General features: G+C 48.8%; 21 protein-coding genes. All 21 read left to right on the plus strand.

Going from position 1 to position 21,674, the window contains the following annotated elements; all coding sequences use genetic code 11:
- Window positions 1–7: 7 nt before the first annotated feature.
- The 21 genes from rpoZ (at window position 8) to AAA952_RS20120 (ending at window position 21,672) form a co-directional block, all read left to right on the plus strand.
- Entirely contained in the window at window positions 8–286 is a 279-nt protein-coding gene (rpoZ, locus tag AAA952_RS20020; protein ID WP_007651394.1) for a DNA-directed RNA polymerase subunit omega, read from the plus strand.
- Between the two features lie 42 nt (window positions 287–328).
- Window positions 329–2,434: a bifunctional GTP diphosphokinase/guanosine-3',5'-bis pyrophosphate 3'-pyrophosphohydrolase gene (gene spoT, locus AAA952_RS20025; RefSeq protein WP_105251161.1), complete on the plus strand. Its 2,106-nt coding sequence runs from the start codon at window positions 329–331 to the stop codon at window positions 2,432–2,434.
- Between the two features lie 25 nt (window positions 2,435–2,459).
- Window positions 2,460–2,843, plus strand: coding sequence for a RidA family protein (locus tag AAA952_RS20030; protein ID WP_263164401.1), 384 nt, complete (start codon window positions 2,460–2,462; stop codon window positions 2,841–2,843).
- Between the two features lie 507 nt (window positions 2,844–3,350).
- Entirely contained in the window at window positions 3,351–5,015 is a 1,665-nt protein-coding gene (locus AAA952_RS20035) for an AMP-binding protein (RefSeq protein ID WP_131523995.1), read from the plus strand.
- Between the two features lie 181 nt (window positions 5,016–5,196).
- Complete coding sequence (locus AAA952_RS20040; RefSeq protein ID WP_105251158.1) at window positions 5,197–6,141, plus strand: calcium/sodium antiporter; 945 nt, start codon at window positions 5,197–5,199, stop codon at window positions 6,139–6,141.
- A 249-nt stretch (window positions 6,142–6,390) separates the two neighbouring features.
- Window positions 6,391–7,095 carry a hypothetical protein gene (locus AAA952_RS20045; RefSeq protein ID WP_131523996.1) on the plus strand — a complete coding sequence of 235 codons (705 nt, stop codon included), beginning with the start codon at window positions 6,391–6,393 and terminating at the stop codon, window positions 7,093–7,095.
- 119 nt (window positions 7,096–7,214) lie between these two features.
- Window positions 7,215–8,294 (plus strand): sensor histidine kinase, encoded by a 1,080-nt coding sequence (locus tag AAA952_RS20050; RefSeq protein ID WP_131523997.1) that lies wholly within the window; start codon window positions 7,215–7,217, stop codon window positions 8,292–8,294.
- Window positions 8,294–8,890: a response regulator transcription factor gene (locus tag AAA952_RS20055; protein ID WP_113941110.1), complete on the plus strand. Its 597-nt coding sequence runs from the start codon at window positions 8,294–8,296 to the stop codon at window positions 8,888–8,890. Before AAA952_RS20050 ends, AAA952_RS20055 begins: the two co-directional genes overlap by 1 nt.
- A 191-nt stretch (window positions 8,891–9,081) precedes the next feature.
- Window positions 9,082–11,157: an ATP-dependent DNA helicase RecG gene (gene recG, locus AAA952_RS20060; protein ID WP_338259120.1), complete on the plus strand. Its 2,076-nt coding sequence runs from the start codon at window positions 9,082–9,084 to the stop codon at window positions 11,155–11,157.
- A gap of 203 nt (window positions 11,158–11,360) precedes the next feature.
- Window positions 11,361–12,257 carry a DUF3014 domain-containing protein gene (locus AAA952_RS20065; RefSeq protein ID WP_219255063.1) on the plus strand — a complete coding sequence of 299 codons (897 nt, stop codon included), beginning with the start codon at window positions 11,361–11,363 and terminating at the stop codon, window positions 12,255–12,257.
- Window positions 12,258–12,594: 337 nt separating this feature from the next.
- Window positions 12,595–13,332 carry a beta-ketoacyl synthase chain length factor gene (locus AAA952_RS20070; protein ID WP_113941113.1) on the plus strand — a complete coding sequence of 246 codons (738 nt, stop codon included), beginning with the start codon at window positions 12,595–12,597 and terminating at the stop codon, window positions 13,330–13,332.
- The gene (locus tag AAA952_RS20075) at window positions 13,325–14,200 is read left to right on the plus strand and encodes a lysophospholipid acyltransferase family protein (protein WP_173242769.1); all 876 of its coding nucleotides are present in this window, start codon (window positions 13,325–13,327) and stop codon (window positions 14,198–14,200) included. The genes AAA952_RS20070 and AAA952_RS20075 overlap by 8 nt, the downstream gene beginning before the upstream one ends.
- A complete protein-coding gene (locus AAA952_RS20080) occupies window positions 14,184–14,438 on the plus strand; it encodes a phosphopantetheine-binding protein (RefSeq protein WP_011787697.1) in 255 nt (84 codons plus the stop codon). The genes AAA952_RS20075 and AAA952_RS20080 overlap by 17 nt, the downstream gene beginning before the upstream one ends.
- A gap of 9 nt (window positions 14,439–14,447) precedes the next feature.
- Window positions 14,448–14,696, plus strand: coding sequence for an acyl carrier protein (locus tag AAA952_RS20085; RefSeq protein ID WP_011787696.1), 249 nt, complete (start codon window positions 14,448–14,450; stop codon window positions 14,694–14,696).
- Window positions 14,696–15,244 (plus strand): hypothetical protein, encoded by a 549-nt coding sequence (locus AAA952_RS20090; protein ID WP_263147764.1) that lies wholly within the window; start codon window positions 14,696–14,698, stop codon window positions 15,242–15,244. Before AAA952_RS20085 ends, AAA952_RS20090 begins: the two co-directional genes overlap by 1 nt.
- Window positions 15,241–16,605, plus strand: coding sequence for an AMP-binding protein (locus AAA952_RS20095; protein ID WP_263140738.1), 1,365 nt, complete (start codon window positions 15,241–15,243; stop codon window positions 16,603–16,605). Before AAA952_RS20090 ends, AAA952_RS20095 begins: the two co-directional genes overlap by 4 nt.
- Window positions 16,598–16,984, plus strand: coding sequence for an ApeI family dehydratase (locus AAA952_RS20100; RefSeq protein ID WP_173242763.1), 387 nt, complete (start codon window positions 16,598–16,600; stop codon window positions 16,982–16,984). Before AAA952_RS20095 ends, AAA952_RS20100 begins: the two co-directional genes overlap by 8 nt.
- A complete protein-coding gene (locus AAA952_RS20105) occupies window positions 16,978–18,855 on the plus strand; it encodes a glycosyltransferase family 2 protein (protein ID WP_338259136.1) in 1,878 nt (625 codons plus the stop codon). The genes AAA952_RS20100 and AAA952_RS20105 overlap by 7 nt, the downstream gene beginning before the upstream one ends.
- Window positions 18,852–20,426: an HAL/PAL/TAL family ammonia-lyase gene (locus AAA952_RS20110; RefSeq protein WP_338259138.1), complete on the plus strand. Its 1,575-nt coding sequence runs from the start codon at window positions 18,852–18,854 to the stop codon at window positions 20,424–20,426. Before AAA952_RS20105 ends, AAA952_RS20110 begins: the two co-directional genes overlap by 4 nt.
- Complete coding sequence (locus tag AAA952_RS20115; RefSeq protein WP_173497420.1) at window positions 20,423–20,854, plus strand: acyl-CoA thioesterase; 432 nt, start codon at window positions 20,423–20,425, stop codon at window positions 20,852–20,854. The genes AAA952_RS20110 and AAA952_RS20115 overlap by 4 nt, the downstream gene beginning before the upstream one ends.
- Complete coding sequence (locus tag AAA952_RS20120; RefSeq protein ID WP_338259143.1) at window positions 20,854–21,672, plus strand: outer membrane lipoprotein carrier protein LolA; 819 nt, start codon at window positions 20,854–20,856, stop codon at window positions 21,670–21,672. The genes AAA952_RS20115 and AAA952_RS20120 overlap by 1 nt, the downstream gene beginning before the upstream one ends.
- Window positions 21,673–21,674 lie beyond the last annotated feature (2 nt).

Below are 21,674 nucleotides of genomic sequence, written 5' to 3' on the forward strand. Positions count from 1 at the left end.
TCAACACATGGCTCGCGTAACTGTAGAAGACGCCGTAGAACAAATCGGCAACCGTTTTGATATGATCTTGGTTGCGGCGCGTCGTGCTCGCCAAATCGCCGTGCAGGGTAAAGACCCTATGGTTGAAGAGATGAACGACAAACCCACGGTTATCGCCCTGCGTGAAATCGAACTAGGTTTAGTTAATGCTCACACCTTAGATGCCGATGAGCGTCAAACGGTGCGTGAACGTGAAGCAGCTGAAATTGCAGCGGTTGCAGCCATTGCTGAAGGTCGTTCATTATAGTTTTTGAGTAAAAACCTATTTAGGTAAAAGGAGAGCTGCCACTTGTATCTGTTTGAAGGTCTAAAGGAGTCTGCTTCCGGTTACTTAGAACCTGAACAGGTAGAATTGCTCAAGCAGGCGTACCAGATTGCGCGCGATGCCCACGAAGGGCAAATGCGCACGAGTGGCGAACCTTATATTACTCATCCGGTTGCGGTTGCCCGCATCCTTGCTGACATGCGTCTTGATCATGAGACGCTGATGGCAGCACTGCTCCACGACACTATCGAAGATACCCATGTCACCAAAGACGATTTAGCCGAACTATTCGGTGTCGCGGTGGCCGAACTCGTCGAAGGCGTGTCAAAACTCGATAAGCTTAAATTTCGCGACAAGAAAGAAGCCCAGGCTGAAAACTTCCGTAAAATGATGATGGCGATGACGCAGGATATCCGCGTTATCCTCATCAAGCTTGCCGATAGAACCCACAACATGCGTACTTTAGGCGCACTGCGTCCCGACAAACGTCGCCGTATCGCCCGCGAAACCTTAGAAATCTACGCGCCCATCGCTAACCGTCTCGGTATCCATAACATCAAGACCGAGTTAGAAGACTTAGGTTTCCAAGCTTATTATCCCATGCGATATCGGGTGCTTAAAGAAGTCGTTAAAGCCGCCCGTGGGAATCGCAAAGAATTGATCCAAGGCATTGAAGCCGCTGTGTATACGCGCTTAAACGATGCGGGTATTCCAGGGAAAGTCAAAGGTCGCGAGAAAAACCTCTACTCCATCTATAACAAGATGCAGAGTAAAGAACTGCAATTCCAAGAAGTGATGGATATCTACGCCTTTAGGGTGATAGTCGATTCCATCGACACTTGTTATCGCGTACTCGGTGCCATGCATGGACTTTATAAGCCTCGTCCCGGTCGTTTCAAAGATTATATCGCTATCCCTAAAGCCAACGGTTATCAGTCACTCCATACCTCTTTATTTGGTCCACATGGCGTGCCCGTTGAGATCCAAATTCGTACCGAAGATATGGATCAGATGGCCGACAAAGGGGTAGCTGCACACTGGGCCTACAAAGGCGGGGCGCAAACAGGCCAAGGCACGACGACTCAAGTGCGTGCCCGTAAGTGGATGCAAAGCTTGTTGGAATTACAACAAAGCGCCAGCACCTCATTCGAATTCGTTGAAAACGTGAAGACTGAACTCTTCCCTGAAGAGATTTATGTGTTCACCCCTGAAGGTCGCATTCTGGAATTGCCCGTGAATGCAACCGCGGTAGACTTTGCCTACGAAGTGCATACGGACGTGGGTAATACTTGCGTCGGAGCCCGCGTTAACCGCCAAGCGTATCCGCTTAGCCAACCGTTAATTTCAGGCCAAACCGTTGAAATCATTACCGCCAAAGGCGCGCGTCCGAATGCCGCTTGGTTAAACTTTGTGGTGACTGGCAAGGCTCGCGCTAAAATCCGCCAAGTGCTGAAAAGCCTTAAAGGTGATGATGCGATTGCACTCGGTCGCCGCCTGCTCAACCATGCGCTAGGCAAAACTAAACTCGATAGCATTGCGCCTGAGCAGATTGAAAAAGTGATCCGCGATACTAAACATACCACGCTCGATTCGCTGCTCGCCGACATCGGCCTTGGCAATGCCATGAGTATTGTTATCGCCCAGCGTTTGATTGGCGATAATCTTGAGAATCAAGAGAGTCGCGACGGCCACATGATGCCAATTCGTGGCGCCGAAGGCATGCTCGTTACCTTTGCTAACTGTTGCCGCCCCATCCCAGGTGATGCCGTGATAGCCCACGTGAGCCAAGGTAAGGGCTTAGTGGTACACATGGAAAACTGCGCCAATATTCGTGGTTATCAAGGCGAGCCAGACAAATATATTCCCGTACAATGGGATAATGTTGAAGGCGTTGATTACCAAGCCAATCTGCGGGTGGAAATTGTTAACCACCAAGGTGCACTGGCGAAGATCACCTCGATCATTGCCGCCGAAGGTTCAAACATTCACAACCTCAGCACTGAAGAACGCGATGGTCGCGTGTATTTGATCAACCTGCGGATTTCGGTGAAAGACAGGATCCATTTAGCCAACGTGATGCGCCGAATTAGGGTACTACCCGAAGTACTGCGCACATCCCGTAATCGTTAATTAACTCAACACTAGAGAGAGCGTCATGGCAGAAAAAATCATCATAGCGACCGAAAACGCCCCAGCGGCCATAGGCACGTATTCACAAGCGGTTAAAATCGGCAGCACAGTGTATTTATCTGGCCAGATCCCGCTCGTGCCAAGCACAATGCAAATTGTCAGCGATGATTTTGAAGCACAAGTCGTGCAAGTATTTGAAAACCTAACGGCGGTTTGTACTGCTGCGGGTGGTTCAATCAACGATATCGTTAAGCTCAACATCTTCCTGATTGATTTAAGCCACTTCGCTAAAGTAAATGAAATCATGAGCCGTTACTTCAGCCAGCCATACCCAGCCCGTGCTGCTATCGGCGTGAAGCAATTGCCGAAGGATTCTCAAGTTGAAATGGACGGTGTGATGGAGCTGTAAGCGCTAGCATTTCACCTTCTATAAACGAAAAGGCGCTACGGCGCCTTTTTGTTGCCAACACAATCCAACACTCCGCTCGCCACTCTCTTCATCTTGCTTTCATACCAATCACATTAAATATCTAATCAGTTCAGAGCCTCACAGGCATTTCAATCCAAGGCGCATTGACGCAGAAATGGTTATTCCCTTTTAAGTCAATGCAACACCGGAGTGGGATGCCTGTGTGGCTCCCGAAGGGCGGCTGATGTTCACTACATGGCAACGCGCTTTATACTGCGTTTAAGGCTTTCGACAGAGCACCACTATGCCTTCAAGCCTTCGCCTTGTCTAAAGCGCGTTGAACTCCCGCTGAATGAACAGATATTTAATACGATTGGTATAACACTCAACTTGTAGGCTTTGCGCTCCATTCTCATATTTTACAATCTTGTAAACTATTTGCGCGAGCTCACAAAACTCGCCATACTGGGTACAGCCAAAAGAACAATAAATAACAGGGAATTGCCAATGGATACAGCGATTAAGACGCCAATTGAAATGCTGGCGCACTGGGCTAATACTCAGGGGGACCAAGTCTATTTACGCCAACCGATCAAGGGTCAATTCCTTGATTTTACTTGGGCTGAAGTTCAAGAAAAAGTTCAACAACTTGCCGGAGCCTTACATCACTTAGGCTTAGAGCGTGGTGATAAAATTGCCGTTCTCTCTAAAAACTGTGCCGAATGGTTTATCACCGACCTCGCGTTGATGCACGGCGGCTATGTCAGCGTACCTATTTACCCTACCGCCAACACAGATACTATTCGCTATGTGCTGCAACACAGTGGCGCAAAAGCCATTTTTCTCGGCAAGCTTGACCATTGGGCAGACCAAGAGGCTGGTGTCGGCGGCGAGCTACTTCGCCTTGCCATGCCCTATGATACGATGCCAGCACAATATCAATGGGAACAATTACTTAAGCTAGGCTACCCCTTAGTTAATGCCCCGCTGCCTACTCCAGATCAAGTGATGACACTCATCTATACCTCTGGCTCAACTGGCCAACCTAAGGGCGCGATTCAAACCTTCGCGAGCTATGGCTGGACTTGCCAAGCGGTAGTCCGTGACCTGCGCACCGATGGCGACGATAGACTTTTATCCTATTTACCCTTAGCCCACATCACTGAGCGCGTTGCGATTGAAGGATCATCCTTCTACTCAGGTAGTGTGGTGGCTTTCGTTGAAAGTCTCGACTCCTTCGTTGTCGATGTTCAACGGGCAAAACCAACGGTATTCTTCTCGGTACCACGGTTATGGAGCCTGTTTCAGAAAAACATTATCGACAAAATTGGGGTCAGTAAACTTAATCTATTGCTGAAAATCCCACTGCTTAGCAGCTTTGTGAAATACAAAATCCATAAGGGTTTAGGTTTAAACCATTGTCGTCTACTCGGCTCTGGCTCGGCGCCTATTCCGCCATCACTGATCCACTGGTATCACAGTATTGGTCTTAATATCTGCGAAGCTTGGGGTATGACAGAAAACTGTGCCTATTCGATCATCAACTATCCTTTTGATGCGCGTAAAATTGGTACTGTTGGCCGCCCAGTTGAGGATTGCCAGATCCGCCAAGGCGAGGATGGTGAGCTACTGCTCAAGAGTCCAGGATTAATGACAGCTTATTATCTGCAGCCTGAAGCTACTGCAGCGGCATTCGATGCTGATGGTTTCTTCCACACAGGCGATCTCTGCTCAATTGATGCCGATGGTTGTGTCACTATTACTGGCCGAGTGAAAGACAACTTTAAAACCGCCAAGGGCAAATATGTAGCGCCCGTGCCTATCGAACGTAAATTGGCGCAGGATCCCCATGTTGAACTGATCTGCGTGATTGGCTCTGGTCTGCCACATCCCGTCGCACTAGTGCAGTTATCCGAAGGGGCAAATCTACAAGCCCGCGAAGAAGTCCGCTCCTCACTCAAAGCGACACTCGATAGCGTTAATCCGCACTTAGAGTCACACGAACATGTCGATGCGATTGTCGTGGTCAGTGATCCTTGGACGATTGAAAATGATGCGCTCACACCTACCCTCAAAATCAAACGCCATGTGCTTGAAAAAGCCTTTAGCGAACGAGTTGACGGCATTCGTGGCGCCCAAGTCCGCTGGGAAGATGAATTAACTCAAAAATAACTAGGCCAAACAATCAGTTGGCGAGTATGGTCATCAGCTAAAACTAAGCACGCCTAGGGTGTGCTTTTTTATGACATATTCTGTCAAAATCCGATAAAACCACGTATCATGTGCGCCAGTCGGCCAAGGGGCAATTCCCTTGTACTTTTCCATTCAATATTAGGTTTAACAGAGTCTAACGATGCTAATTACACTATCGATTATTGGCGGTTTTATTATTTTAACCTTAGGCGCTGAAGCCCTAGTTCGTGGCGCGAGTTCTATCGCTCTACGTTTAGGTATTACGCCACTTATCATAGGCTTAACTATTGTAGCCTTTGGTACTAGCGCACCAGAACTGGCTGTGAGTGTAAAATCTGCTCTAGCAGGAAACAGCGGTATCGCCTTAGGTAACGTTATTGGCTCTAACATTGCTAACATAGGTTTGATTTTAGCCATCACGGCACTTATCCGCCCTATTCAAGTGCAATCTCAAGTCGTAAAGCGTGATATCCCTTTGATGATATTGGCTTCCATGTTGTTCTGGGCACTCTTGTTAGATGGCGAGCTCAGCCTAATTGACGGTGTGATATTGCTGTCACTACTGTTCGGTTATTTAGCCTTTAGTTACATCAGCTCGAAAAATGGTAATGAAGAGGAAGAGATTGAAGCGGGTCCAAATAATCCGCTACTTTCAGCCCTATTTATCTTAGTCGGTATTGGTATGTTAGTCGGTGGCGGTATTTTGTTTGTCAACGGCGCAGTAGATTTAGCCAAGACCTTCGGTATCAGTGAAGTCATTATCGGCTTAACGATCGTGGCGATTGGTACCAGTATGCCAGAGTTAGTAACTTCTGTTCTAGCGGCACTGAAAGGTCAGAGTGACATAGCCATAGGTAACGTTGTCGGTTCTAACATATTCAATATTTTGGGTATTTTAGGTATTACTGCAATAGTACAGCCGGTATCATCACTTGGCTTCCAACCCTTTGATTTCATCGTGATGTTGGCATTTGCCATCATGATTTTACCTTTCGCTTGGACAGGATTTCGTATTGGCCGCCGCGAAGGTTCAGTATTACTACTGTGCTACTTAGGTTACTTGGGCTACCTAATAAACCAAGCGAGCACTCAAGCTGTGGTATAACACTTAGCTGCTCATTTACGATAAAAAAACACCGGAGCCTCTCCGGTGTTTTGCTCTCTAGGTATTGCTGTCCTTTATTCATCACGCACCTTCTTTAAAGCACACCTCATAAAAAATATAAGCACACAACTCAACTGATGACATTTGTCATGCCAAAGCCATGACCTTTGTGTCTGCACTTCTTCTATCGAATTTCTGATAATGAGCCCGTACCCAAACATTGGGAAACTCACTCAATAAGGAAATACCATGAAAACATTACTCCTCGCCTCCAGCTTTGTGCTTATCAGTACTCACTCGTTTGCAGCAACGCCATCAAACACTAGCATCACCAACGTAGACGCGGCCTCGAATGCGATGAATCTAACGCAATTACAACAACTCAGCGGCAGCACTCAAGATTATGATAAAGCCTATGCGAACTATCGCTTAGCCATCAGTGCCAATGTAATGGGGCAGAAAACACTCGCTAGCAGCGCACTGAGTGCAGCGCAAACCACATTAGAAGCACTCGAAACCAGCCAAGCGAATGCAGAATCCCTCGCGCTATTATCGTCGGTTTATGGCATGCAAATCGCCTTAGACAATAGCAAAGGTGCAACGCTCGGCATGAAATCCGCCAAGGCGATTGCCAGTGCCGAACAATTAGAACCACAAAATCCACGGGTAGCGCTTGTTAAAGCCATCGCCGCCTATAACACGCCAGCCATATTTGGCGGCAGCATGCAAAATGCTAAGACCTTAGCCACTACAGCCATAGAAAGATTCGCCCAGCCTTGCGACAACATTTGCTGGGGTGAAGCCGAAGCTTACACGTGGCGCGGGCTCGCTAAACAGGAATTAGGCGATAGCCAAGGCGCGATTGAAGATTGGCAACAAGCGATCAAAGTACAAGCAGATTACGGTTGGGCAAAATTTTTGCTTCAAAAAAATCAGCAATTAAGTGCAAAATAGACAAAGTTGTTAACGGGGATCTATGGCGCTGACGATAGCGCCAATCCCTAAAAAGAATAAATTAAAACAAGATGCCATCGGTGGGCATTCAACAACCAACTCAGTGACACAGAGGCATCATGATAAGCACTCCCCTTCAGCTCGAACGAAAACTTGCTTGGGTGTATTTGATAAACTTAGTGTTTTATCTGATCCCACTTGCCATAAATCCCTATCCAAGTTGGAAAATCGCCCTCAGTTTTGCTGTGTTAATCCCTTTTATTGCCAGTTATTTTTGGACTTATAAGTGCAATAGCCGTAGCGCCTATCTGCCCATTCTCATTATGGTGGCCATAGCAATAGCGATCACACCAATCAACCCAGGCTCTATCTCGCTATTTACCTTTGCCGCTTTCTTCATTGGCTTTTTTTATCCTCTCCGGACCTGTCTGTTGGCTATTACAGCACTCATCGGCCTGTTGTTTGCCCTCAATGAGATTTACCACTTTAACAGTTACTACTTTCCGCTTTACGGCTCGGGATTAGTGCTCGGCGTGGGCATGTTTGGTGTCGCCGAACGCAGACGTTATCGGCATAAATTGAAAGAACAGCAAAGTGCCCAAGAAATTACCACCTTGGCCACTATGCTTGAGCGTGAACGTATCGCGCGGGATCTACACGACATTATGGGGCATAGCCTTTCTTCCATCGCCCTTAAGGCTGAGCTAGCCGAAAAGCTTATCGCAAAACAAGAATATGAACTCGCATCAACCCAATTGATTGAGCTAGGACAAATTGCGAGGGAAAGTTTAAGCCAGATCCGCCACACAGTGTCAGACTACAAACACAAGGGCCTAGAGAGTTGCGTGACGCAGCTTTGTAAATCCTTAAGGGATAAAGGCTTAAGTGTCGAGCTCAGTGGTGAGCTACCCAAGCTAGGTGCAAGCACAGAAAGCCAACTGAGTTTGATCCTCACCGAACTTATTAATAATATTCTCCGCCATAGCGGTGCAAGTGAATGCTCTATCCACTTTTCTAAGCAATCAGACCGCCTGCTGCTCGAAGTCAAAGACAATGCCGCGGCCAAACCTTTTATAGAGGGTAATGGCCTCACAGGTATACGCGAGCGTCTCGACAGTTTAGGTGGCAGCTTGAGCTATAATCTCGAACAGGGATATACCTTTACCGTCAGTTTACCTTTGCAGGGAGCAACACATTAATGAAGATTTTATTGGCGGAAGATCAAGCTATGGTGCGAGGAGCACTCGCCGCACTCCTCACGCTTGCAGGGGGTTTTAGTATCACCCAAGCGAGTGACGGCGACGAAGCTCTAAGCTTACTCAAACAGCAAAGCTTTGATCTCTTGCTAACGGATATCGAGATGCCCGGCCGCACAGGCTTAGAGCTGGCGACATGGTTAAAGGAGCAACATAGCCAAACCAAGATAGTGGTCATTACCACCTTCGGCCGTGCGGGCTATATTAAACGTGCCATCGAAGCGGGTGTGGGCGGCTTTCTGCTTAAAGATGCGCCCTCGGAAACCTTAGTCAACGCGATTCAACAAGTGATGGCGGGAAAACGAGTGATCGATCCTGAACTTGCCATGATGGCGATTGGCGATGTCGACCCGCTCAACGACAAAGAACGCCGCGCTCTTCGCCTCGCTAGCGAAGGCAAATCCACCTCCGACATCGCCGAAACTCTTTTTATCGCCGAAGGGACTGTTCGCAACTACCTCTCAGAAGCCATAGCCAAACTCAATGCCAGCAATCGAATCGATGCAGCGCGCATCGCCAAACAAAAAGGCTGGTTGTAATAACACTCACAGTTAACCACGCTTTCAGCCTAACGATATCTTATCAACAATTTTGCAGCCTTAAGGTCGCAGAAAGATATTAGCTATGCTTCCAAACAAAATTTGATAACACCCTAATTCCCCTTGAGATTGCCTTAAGCTTATTCTCTGTTAATATATGTATAAATTCACAGTGATTGAGTGCTAACGACTTGCAGCAATTGGATCTTGTTCCGATCACCGACCTCAAAGGCGTCGCCAAAAAGGTCGCGGAGAAACTCGCAAAGCTCGGCATCACAACAGTACAAGATCTGCTGTTTCACTTACCCCTGCGCTACGAAGATAGAACCCAAATCTATCCCATTGCCGCCCTCAGCCTAGGCGGTTATGGCACTATAGAAGCTGAAATCCAATCGACACAAATCATCCAAGGCCGCAAGCGCATGCTGGTCTGCAATGTGCGCGACGATACGGGCAGCTTAAGCCTGCGCTTCTTTAACTTTTCCGTTGCTCAGCGTAATGCCATGCAAAATGGTTTGATGATCCGCGCCTACGGTGAAGTGCGCCGTGGTAGTCATCAAGCTGAGATAGTGCATCCAGAATATAAAGTGGTGTATCCCGGTGAAGATGTTCACCTGAGTGATACCCTAACGCCGATTTATCCCACGACTGAGGGCTTAAAACAGGCGAGTTGGCTAAAGCTGACGGAGCAAGCCTTGGTATTGCTGGAAGAGGGTGGCTTAACTGAGCTGCTGCCACCACAATTGCAACCTAACAACATCAGCCTTAAACAAGCGCTGCAGACGCTACATCGTCCTCCTGCGGGGATCTCTCAGTTCGATTTAGAGCTAGGCCAACACCCAGCCCAGCAACGACTCGTGCAGGAAGAATTACTCGCCCACAATCTCAGCATGTTACGCCTAAGGCAGCGCAGTAATTTAGATGCCGCTGTCACCATGCAGGCCACGGGGCAGTTGCTCAATCCCTTCCTCGCGGCTTTGCCCTTTAAGCCGACTGGCGCCCAGCAAAGAGTCGTGGCTGATATAGGCAAAGATTTAGAAAAACCGCACCCTATGATGCGCTTAGTGCAAGGGGATGTGGGCTCAGGTAAAACCTTAGTCGCGGCGATGGCGGCATTACAAGCGATTGAAAACGGGTATCAAGTTGCCATGATGGCACCGACCGAGTTATTGGCCGAGCAACATGCAACTAACTTTGCCGCTTGGTTTGAGCCACTCGGACTTAAAGTCGGTTGGCTGGCGGGAAAACTTAAAGGCAAGGCCAGAACCCAATCCCTTGCGGATATTGAATCCGGCGCAGCCCAAATGGTGATTGGCACCCATGCCATCTTCCAGCAGCATGTGGTCTTTAGCAAACTCGCGTTAATTATTATCGATGAGCAACACAGATTCGGCGTACACCAACGCTTAGGCCTGCGGGAAAAGGGCGTGAACCAAGGTTTCCACCCGCATCAATTGATCATGACAGCCACACCCATTCCCCGCACGCTGGCGATGACGGCCTATGCAGATCTCGACACATCCATTATCGATGAACTGCCGCCGGGGCGAACTCCAGTAACCACAGTGGCGATTGCTGATTCACGCCGCAACGAAGTGCTTGAACGGGTGCGTAACGCCGTCATCACAGATAAACGTCAGGCCTATTGGGTGTGTACTCTGATTGAAGAATCCGAAGTGCTCGAATGCCAAGCCGCCGAAGACACAGCCGAAGAACTGCGCCTCGCCCTGCCCGAGCTCAATATTGGCCTAGTGCATGGCAGGTTGAAGAGCGCCGAGAAACAGCAAATCATGGCTGACTTTAAGGCAGGCATTATTCATCTACTGGTAGCGACAACCGTGATTGAAGTGGGCGTCGACGTACCTAATGCCAGCCTGATGATCATTGAAAACCCTGAACGTTTAGGTCTAGCACAACTACATCAACTGCGCGGACGAGTCGGTCGAGGCGCCATCGCAAGCCATTGTGTGTTACTCTACAAGGCGCCATTGAGCCATACCGCCACCCAAAGACTGAGTGTACTCAGACAAAGCAATGATGGTTTCATCATAGCGCAGAAAGATTTAGAAATTCGTGGCCCAGGTGAAGTGCTTGGCACTAAGCAGACGGGACTGGCTGAGCTCAAAATTGCCGATCTGGTGCGCGATCAAGCTTTGATCCCACACATTCAGAAATTAGCGAGCCATGTAATGGCGCAAGCCCCCGAAAAAGTCGATGCAATTATTTTACGTTGGCTCGGGCACAGACAGCACTATGTGCAAGCTTAAGCCGTAAATATTAAAGGGTAAAGAACGAGGCGTAACATCTGCCTTTACTCGAAATAAATTGTTTATGTTCAGCTAAGCGCTATAGACAAGCGCATGGAAACTTGCAAAATGAACCTGCGGCCTTCAAATAGCCCGCTCTTGCACTTTAATGTTAGCTGCATGTATTCACCAAGTTACCTTGACACTCAAGCGAAGGATGTAAAATGCAAGTTAATCAAGATGATAGAATAACACCTCAAGAGACTTCTTCTAGCAGCAATCGCTTTGCGCTTTTTGCGATAGTGCTCGTCGTGCTACTTTCTGCCGGAGGATATTATTACTACAGCGGTGATTCTGACTCACCTAAACTCATCCCTAACGCCCCTATTGTATTGCCTGAAACACCGCCATCTGAACCTATGACGCTCGAAAGTGCGCCAGAGCCTGAAACCACTGAGACGACGCCTGCCGTTACAGAAACGAACACCAATAGCACTGAAACCACTGCAGTGGCAGAGCCTGAAGTTGTCGTAGAACCTGTGCCTGTGCTGGCTGAAAGTGATGCATTTGTGCAACAAAAAGCCCTCGCCATGATCAATAACAATGTGCTGAGTTCTTCGTTAGTGCAGCAAGATCTCGTCCGCCAATTTGTGGTATTCGTGGATAACCTAGCCCAGGGTGAATTAACCCGTAAAGTTAGCCCACTTAAAGGACCAGAGAAGCTGTTCTCAGTCTCAGAAATAACCAACAAAGTGTATTTAAATCCTGAGGGGTTCCACAGATACGACGCCTATGTTGACTCGATTGCTAAAATGGACGAACAGAGCTTAATCACAACTTACAAGCAACTGACGCCGCTCCTAGAAGAAGCCTTTACTGAACTCGGCTACAGCAACGCCAAATTTAACGACAGAATGCTGCAAGCGATTAAAATGTTACTCGCAGCACCTATTATTGAAGATCCGATTGAGCTGAATTCAATTAGCGTTAACTATCAATTCGTTGACCCTAACTTAGAGGCACTACCCAGTGCACAAAAACTGTTGATCCGTATGGGTCCAGAAAATACTCGCAAGTTGAAAGTAGCGCTGCGTAAAATCGAGAATCAATTGTCGCAATAGGTTATCAAGCTCATGCCCAAAGGCGCTCAGTGCGCCTTTTTTCATTTTAACCTGTAAGTTAAAGCGTCTGCGAAATCAGATAGCCACTGCGATGTTTGTTACTCAATGTCGAATAAGTGCTGTAAATCACAGCACTTGATCCCATTCCGTTAACCCGCACAATGCAAATGGCTTCATAAAAAGAAAGGGCATAGTGTAGAATGACCACGCTGTAGAGGGCATTTCGAGCGTCATTCTTCTAACGCGTATACTCCTCACTATGGTATGGCAATCCATTAATGTTCTAACTTAGTTAGGGATAACTAAGACAGCTTAAATTTAGTGTCGAGGCAAAGTAGTGCAACTAACATTCAGCATTCTCTCTTGGGGCGCTTGGGCCCCCCAATATCAGCACCATCAAAGTTGGCAAACTTGGTGCGAGAGTTCGGCTGAGCTCAATCTCGATACGCCACCACAGTCGGATACCACCGCTCCCGCACTCAAACAAATTCCCGCCATGCAGCGCCGCCGTTTTAGTCGCTTGACTAAGATGATGTTAGAGGTGAGTTTTCAGTGCGAAATGCCTGCAAATTGTCGCTCTATTTTTGCCTCGCGCCATGGAGAGTTGCAGCGCACCATTGGCCTACTCGAAGACATTATCGCCAAACAGCCCTTATCGCCCTTAGGTTTTAGTCAGTCAGTGCACAACACCGCCAGCGGCATTTTTGGCATAGTGGCGGCCAATACTGCGCCTTCAACCTCAGTTGCGGCGGGCACAGAAACCCTGTCCCAAGCTATGGTCGAAGCCTTCGCCCAATTACATCAATCGCCAGAACCATTGTTATTGGTCTTCGGTGATGATCCAGTGCCTCCTGTGTACGATGAGTTTACCCAAGAATTTGAATTACCTTTGGCCCTAGGCCTACAGCTCGCGCCCTTCGATACACCCGCTTCGGCCAAGCTCACAGTGAGCCGTATTTCTAAGGCAACAGCTTTAAATCCGCTGACCTATGGTGCATTTATCCACGCCCTAGCAACGGCGCAAAATATTTCAGGCTGCTTATCCCAATGGCATTGGAGACTTGAGCATGTTTGATGCAGCCCACAGCCATGACGCCGCTAAGGGCCATGAAGATTCAATGCTCAATGCCGCATATACCTTGCCAGAAACTCGCCGCGAAGGGCTGAATTATGTGCCACGTTGGCTAGGTGGCGTAAGTTGTTATATCGCCTTTGGCTTAGGCGGCTTATTAAGCTCCTTGACCATTCTGCCGCTACTGCGTTTTTGGCCAGGCACACCAGAGGCGCGGATTATTCGAGTCCAAAAAGCCGTGCATTTAATGTTCAAAGGCTTTGTCGCCATGCTCACTTGGGCAGGTGTGATTAAGGTCAGCAGCCACGATGCCCAAAAATTACATGATGCCAGAGGCGTTATCGTCATAGCCAATCACCCCAGTTTAGTCGATGTGGTGGTATTGATAAGTCTCATGCCCAATGCGGGCTGCATAGTCAAACAAGCTTTGTGGCGTAATCCATTTTTGCGTGGTGTGGTGTCCTGCGCGGGTTATATTCCCAATCGCGGCGCCGAACTCATGCTAGAGGATTGCCGCGAAGTGCTCGCAAGAGGCACCAATTTAATCATCTTCCCCGAGGGCACGCGTACGGTGGTCGGTGCGACCATTAACCACTTTGCCCGCGGCGCTGCCAATATAGCCTTAAGGGCCGAAGCGGATATTTTACCTGTGGTGCTACGTACCAATGTGCGTGGTTTGACAAAGGAGCAACCTTGGTATGAAATCCCAAGGCAAACCATGGGAATGGCCGTTGAAATCGGCACAATCGTTTCTTACCAGAAGTACCAAGCGGCTTTAGGTGAGCATGCAAAAATGGCCCGGCAGCTGACGCGGGATCTTGAACATTACTATAAACAACAACTCGAAAATAATTATGAACTTAAACAATGAAATAAAGCAGTTAATCATCGACTGTCTCGATCTAGAAGACGTCAGCATTGATGATATTGAAACCGATGCGCCGCTATTTGGCGAAGGTTTAGGCTTAGATTCTATCGACGCCCTCGAGCTCGGCTTAGCCATCAAGAAAAAATTTGATGTCAAAATCGAAGCCAATTCGGATGCCACTAAGGCCCATTTTCACAGTGTTGCCAGCTTAGCTCGCTTTATCGAATCACAGCGTCCATAGGAGAGGAATATGCAAAATCGTGAACAAATCCTCGCTATGCTGACCACTATTTTAGTGGACGAATTCGAAATTGATGCCGAGGCGATTACGCCTGAAGCTAACCTGTATGAAGAGCTCGATCTCGACAGCATTGATGCAGTCGACTTAGTGATAAAACTGCAGCAACTGACAGGTAAAAAGATCCAACCCGATGAATTTAAATCAGTTCGCACAATCAATGATGTGATTAATGCTATCGAAGGTTTAGTTAAAACCTAATGCGAGCCTTGCTACAGGTCTTAACCGCCCTAACTTTGCTGGCCTACCCCGTTGCCGTGTATTTAGGGCTCAGTTACTTGCCTGCTGGCACCATAGCGCTCGTGCTGTGTTTATTGCTGATAGTGCGGCTAATGCTACAAAAGCAAAAGGTTAAGACATTAGTTTTACCACTATTGGTGGGGATTGTGCTCACGGCAGGCAGTTATCTTACCAAGCGCAGTGACTGGCTGCTGTATTACCCAGTAGTGATAAATCTCACTATGCTGGCGCTGTTCAGTTATTCACTGCACACTGGCCCTAGCATGATCGAACGTTTAGCCCGTTTGAAAGAACCCGATTTACCGGATGAAGCCACTGGGTATCTTAAAAAAGTCACGCTACTTTGGTGCGGCTTATTTATCTTCAATGGCACTATGGCGGCTTACACCGCTGGCTTTACTAGCTTAGCAACCTGGACCTTGTATAACGGTTTGATTGCATACGTACTCATGGGACTGCTCCTCGGTGGGGAATGGTTATATCGCAGCTTTTGGTTGAAGAAAACATGACACAGCTACTCAAAAACTGGTTAACCCAAGGGCCCTTTGCCCAACAACTGATCAGCTTTAATCACCACGACATAGTCACAGGTGCATTATTTACCAATCAGGTGGCGTATTTTTACGAGCAACTGCTGGCCGCGCCAGAGAAAAAATGGCTGCTCGCGAGTGATACCAGCGATCTGTTTGCTGTGGGTTTATGTGCGGCGCTGTTAGCCGGCAAGGAAATTATCTTACCAGCCAACACCCAAACGGGCACGCTGAGCGAGTTAACCCACCAGTTTGAAGGCATATTGTCGGACAAGCCATTGTGTGAAAGTCAGGCCTTTATTCTACTGAGAAAAGAGCTGAGCCTACCGAGCAAGCCTTGGCCGGCGAGCGAGGCTATCGGCGAACTTGTGCTATTTACCTCCGGCAGCAGTGGCGAACCTAAGGCGATCCGTAAAACACTTCAGCAATTAGACGTTGAAGTCTCAGTGCTCGAACATACCTTTGCCGAACATTTACCCCATTGCAGTGTGGTTTCAACGGTTTCCCACCAGCATATCTATGGCCTGTTATTCAAGATTTTGTGGCCACTCGCCGCCAGTCGGCCATTTTTAAGCGAGCAGATTGAATACCCAGAAACCTTAAGCTATTACACCGCCTTACTGCCAAACCTGTGTTTGATCAGTAGCCCTGCCCAGTTATCGCGTTTACCTAAGGCCTTAGAGCACGAGCGGCAGCTGCGCTCACCCAGCTTAGTGTTTAGCTCCGGCGGGCCCTTAAGTTTTGCGGCGGCTCAGGGGATCAGCCAATGCTATGGCCATCTGCCCATCGAAATTTTTGGTAGCACAGAAACGGGCGGCATCGCCTATCGCCGTCAGCATGAGGCCGATGAACCTTGGCAAGTGTTTGACAGAATATCGATAGATCAAGATCCTAGCGACGGAGCCTTGCTACTTAAATCACCCTATTTAGCCGACGATGAATGGTTGCGCTGCGAAGATAAAATCGAACCAACCGAAAATGGCCAGTTTAGACTCAAGGGCCGACTCGATCGCATCGTTAAGATTGAGGAGAAGCGTCTATCGCTGGCGCAAATGGAAACGCTACTCTGCAGCCACGCCTATGTTGAGCAGGCCGCACTTGTGGTATTGCCGCAGTTTAAATCCCAACTGGGCGCAGTGGTAACCCTCTCCGCACTGGGCCGCAGCGTGCATCAAGAGCAGGGAAAACTCAGTATCAACAATGCGTTAAAAGCACATTTACTGACGCAATTTGAGCGAGTCACCCTGCCACGCCGCTGGCGTTATCCCGATATTTTGCCGCTGAACACTCAGGGTAAGCGTGTCACTGCCCAGTTAGTCGAGTTATTTGATCATGATTAAATCGAGTTTACCGCCGATCCTGCATTCCAATATCGGCATGGATAACATTGAATTACGTCTGTTAGTGGCGGCCGACCTTGAATCTTTTAAGGGACATTTTCCCGAGCAAGCCGTGCTACCGGGCGTGACACAATTAGATTGGGCGGTGCGTTTAGGCTGCCAATATTTCGGCTATTGCGAAGCCGTAGCCAACTTAGAAGTGCTTAAGTTTCAGCAACTCATACTGCCGGGGCAAGAAGTCACCTTAAGCATTAGCAACAATGCGGCTAAGGGAAAACTCACCTTCGCCTATAGCGATGGTGAAAACCGCTACGCGTCAGGTCGTATCGCCTTCGATATCTCGCCAGTTAACAGCAGCGATGGGGCGAGCCAGTGCTAACACCTCCCAGCGACTTAGTTGAGTCGGCGCCCATCAAGCTCGCCTTAGTGATCCCCAATTACAATCACAGTGCCGCAATTGCCCAGACCTTGGCCGAACTCGCCCAATTTAATCTGCCCTGTTATTTGATTGATGATGGCAGCAATGACGAAACCCGTTATCTACTGCAATCCTTAGCCCAAACCTATCCTTGGGTGACTTTGCTGCTGCATCCTTACAACCGTGGTAAAGGCGCTGCTGTGATGACGGGCCTACGCCGAGCCTACCGCGATGGCTTTAGTCATGCACTGCAGGTCGATGCCGATGGTCAACACAATCTGGCCGATATTCCAGCTATGGTAGCCAAGGCGCAGGCTAAACCCGATGCGCTGATTTCAGGCAAACCCGAGTACGATGAATCCGTGCCTAAGGGCAGGCTTTATGGCCGTTATATCACCCATTTTTGGGTGTGGGTCGAAACCTTAAGCTTTGATATTCAAGATTCTATGTGTGGCTTTCGCGTTTATCCCCTCGCCGCCACCGAGCGATTACTGTGCCAGCAAGCATTAACGGAGCGAATGGATTTTGATATTGAAATCCTCGTCAAACTCTACTGGCAAGGGGTAGAAATTTTATTCCAGCCGACTAAGGTGATTTATCCCGAAGGTGGTGTTAGTCACTTTCAAGGTGTGGCCGACAATGTGCGCATCACTAAACTGCATACCAAGTTATTTTTCGGCATGCTCAAACGCCTGCCTTGGCTGTTGCAGCGTAAATCACAGCAACAAGCCGCGCAAAACTCCCATTGCTCGTCAGCAACACAATTGACTTCAGCAACATCATCAACTTCAGCCACCCATTGGTCGGGCATGAAGGAGCGCGGCAGTTACTGGGGCATCAAACTGTTAGCCGAGAGCTATCGTATTGGCGGCCATTGGTTGTGCCGCGCCATTATGTATCCTGTGATTTGCTATTTCTTTCTCACGGGCAAAGTCACCCGTAACGCCTCGTTAGACTTCCTGCGCCGCGTACAAGTACTTGAGCCGCAACATCCTAAGCTCAATCAGCCCATAGGCTGGCGCGATAGCCTGAATCACTTTTTAGCCTTTGGCAATGCCGCACTCGATAGAATCGATGCCTGGTGCGATCGCATCCAATTGAGCCAAGTGGATTTCCCCGATCGCCAAGTGCTGGCCGACCAGCTCGAAAGCGGCAAAGGCGCCGTGTTATTGGTGTCGCACCTTGGCAATTTAGAACTCTGCCGCGCCATTTCCATCCACCAGCGCAAAGTCAAAGTAAACGTCATGGTGCTAACGAGCCATGCGGAAAATTTCAATAAGGTACTCAAACAGTTAAACCCAGATAGCACGCTTAATCTTATTCAAGTGACCGAGCTTAACCCCGCGACGTCTATGCTGTTGCAGCAAAAGATAGAAGCCGGTGAACTGGTGGTGATCGCGGGCGATAGAACCTCGCCGAATACCCAAGGTCGCGTCATGTATGCGCCCTTTATGGGGCAAGACGCAGCGTTTCCCCAAGGGCCGTTTATTTTGGCAGGTTTACTCGATTGCCCTGTATTTTTAATGTTTTGCCTGCGGGAACAGGGCCGTTATCGGGTGCATTTAGAGCACTTCGCCGAAACACTTAAAGGCCCAAGGGCGGGCAGAATGGACAGATTACAGCAGGCGGTAAATCGCTACAGCGAGCGTTTAGAATACTTTGCCAGACGCGAGCCTTTGCAATGGTTTAACTTCTTCGATTTCTGGCGTAAAGACAGCGAGTTAGAACGCGCATCAACCAATTCAGTACAAGCCGATGCTGTAACAACAGAATCAGCATCACAGCAGATCCCAGTGCAGGATCATAAGACAGACAGGACTAGTCATTCATGAGCCACACCCAAGCCGCCGACTCAAAGAATCAATCAGACTTAAAGACTGTTGAGTTCGGCCGTCAATTTCTTACATTAGAACAAGTGGTTGCCGTCGCCAAGGGCGCACCAGTCAAGCTCTGTGATGCTGCGGATTATCAAGAATATATACAAAAAGGTGCGCGCTTTATCGATAGCCTGCTGCACGAAGAAGGCGTGGTTTATGGTGTAACAACTGGTTATGGCGACTCTTGCACAGTCAATGTGAGCTTAGATCTGGTCCACGAATTGCCACTACATTTAACCCGCTTCCACGGCTGCGGTTTAGGCGAGACCTTAAGCATAATGCAGGCCCGCGCTATGATGGCTTGCCGCTTAAACTCCTTAGCTATTGGCAAATCTGGCGTGACCTATGAGCTATTAAAGCGCATCGAAACTTTGCTCAATCTCAACATAGTCCCTGTAATCCCAGAAGAAGGTTCGGTCGGTGCCAGCGGTGATTTAACGCCGCTGTCATATTTAGCCGCCGTGTTAGTCGGCGAGCGCGAAGTGATTTACCAAGGTGAGCGCCAAGCGACTCAAGCTGTGTACGCTAAGCTCAACATTATCCCGCATGTCCTGCGTCCAAAAGAAGGCTTAGCCCTGATGAACGGCACGGCTGTAATGACGGCCTTGGCCTGTTTAGCCTTTGATCGCGCCCAATATCTTGCCCGCTTAAGTAGCCGCATTACCGCTATGGCTTCGTTGACGCTGAAGGGCAACTCGAACCATTTTGATGAAATCTTATTTGCCGCTAAACCGCATCCGGGACAAAACCAAATCGCCACTTGGATACGGGAAGATTTAAATCACCACGAACATCCGCGCAATTCGGACAGGCTGCAGGACAGATATTCCATCCGCTGCGCACCGCACATTATCGGCGTGTTGCAGGATGCGCTGCCGTTTATGCGTCAGTTTATCGAAACCGAAGTCAACAGCGCTAACGACAACCCGATTGTCGACGGCGAAGGCGAGCATATTCTCCACGGTGGCCATTTTTACGGCGGCCATATCGCCTTTGCGATGGATTCACTGAAAAATACTGTGGCTAACTTAGCCGATCTTATCGATCGCCAAATGGCACTGGTAATGGACCCTAAGTTTAATAATGGCTTACCCGCTAACTTATCCGGCTCAACCGGCCCGCGCCGCGCGATTAATCATGGCTTTAAAGCGGTGCAAATTGGGGTATCGGCGTGGACAGCAGAAGCGCTCAAGCACACTATGCCCGCCAGCGTGTTCTCGCGCTCGACCGAATGCCACAACCAAGACAAGGTGAGCATGGGCACCATTGCCGCCCGCGACTGTATGCGCGTGCTGCAATTGACCGAACAAGTCGCGGCGGCAGCCCTGCTCGCCATGACCCAAGGTATTGGTCTGCGTATCGTCCAAAATGAGCTGGACGAAGCCTCGCTCACACCTTCATTGGCGAAAACACTCGCCCAAGTGCGCGCCGATTTTGAGACCTTAATCGAAGATAGGCCGCTTGAAGCCGTGCTGCGCCAAACCATAGCTAAAATCCAAGCGGGCGAATGGGAAGTGTGCCGATGAAATCATTGCTCACTATTGATATGGAAATGCAAATCCCCTTCCACGATGTGGATTCCATGGGGATCACTTGGCATGGCAATTACCTACGTTATTTCGAGATTGCTCGCTGCAAACTGCTCGATGAGCTGGGCTATAACTACCGCCAAATGCAAGCATCTAACTATGCGTGGCCTATTATCGATTTGCAGATTAAATACGTCAAAGCCAGCACCTTCGAGCAAAAAATCACAGTGCGCGCCGAGTTAGTCGAGTGGGAAAACCGCTTAAAGATCAATTATCAAATTCGCGACGTTGAAACGGGTGCGCGCATTACTAAGGGTTATACCATTCAGGCAGCGGTCGATATGAGCACCCAAGAATTGTGCTTTGTTACCCCAGAGGTGTTCCGTAACAAAATAGCCATCCTGCTCGCTAAGGTTGAAGACTAATGAACTCAGTACTCGCGAAGAGCTCTGCGCTGACAAAGAATCCTGTGCTGGCGAATAATCCTGTGCTGGCAAAGTGTGCATTACTCCTCTGCCTTGCTTGCGGCTTGGCTTGTGCTTTGATAACCCTGCCACTCAAAGCAGAAACCTTAGCAGAGCCCGGCGCTTATCAAACACTCTTTAGCCAAAGTGCGGATACCGCGCAGCTTGTCGCCCTGAGCCAAAAGCTTAACTTGGGCAAAACGGTGCGAGGCCAGTTTGTGCAATCTCGGCAACTAAAGGTGCTCAAAAAGCCGTTAATCAGCCAAGGTCAGTTTATCTTCGATCAGACCCAAGGACTGATTTGGCAGCAGATAAAGCCCTTCGAATCCCTGCTGATTTTAAAAGATAAGCAGCTTATTCAGCGCGATAGCCAAGGTCGAGTCCAAGTCAGCAAGGCCGATGCCTCGGCGAGCGCTGCCGCTATGGGGGATTTATTGCCCAGCCTAGTGCGCGCTATGCTCGGCGGTGATATTTCCGGTTTAAGTGAGAACTTCGAACTGCACTTCCTCATCACAGACAGGTTAAAAATAGAAGGCTTGAGCACAGACGGCCAATGGCAATTAGGCCTAACGCCCAAAGATCCCTTAATGAAAAAAGCCATCGCCAATATGGTGTTAGAGGGGAGCGATGTGTTGCAATCCTTAGTGCTGCTGAGCGCAGCGCCGAATGTGAGCCCACAGGATATGACCCGCATCGACTTTAGTGCGCTTTCACAAGGTAAACTCAGCGAAACCGAATTGGCGCAGTATGCGTTGGCGGTAGAGGCGAATAAACCTTAACC

The sequence above is a fragment of the Shewanella sp. M-Br genome, assembly GCF_036245925.1.
Classification (GTDB): Bacteria; Pseudomonadota; Gammaproteobacteria; order Enterobacterales; family Shewanellaceae; genus Shewanella; species Shewanella oncorhynchi.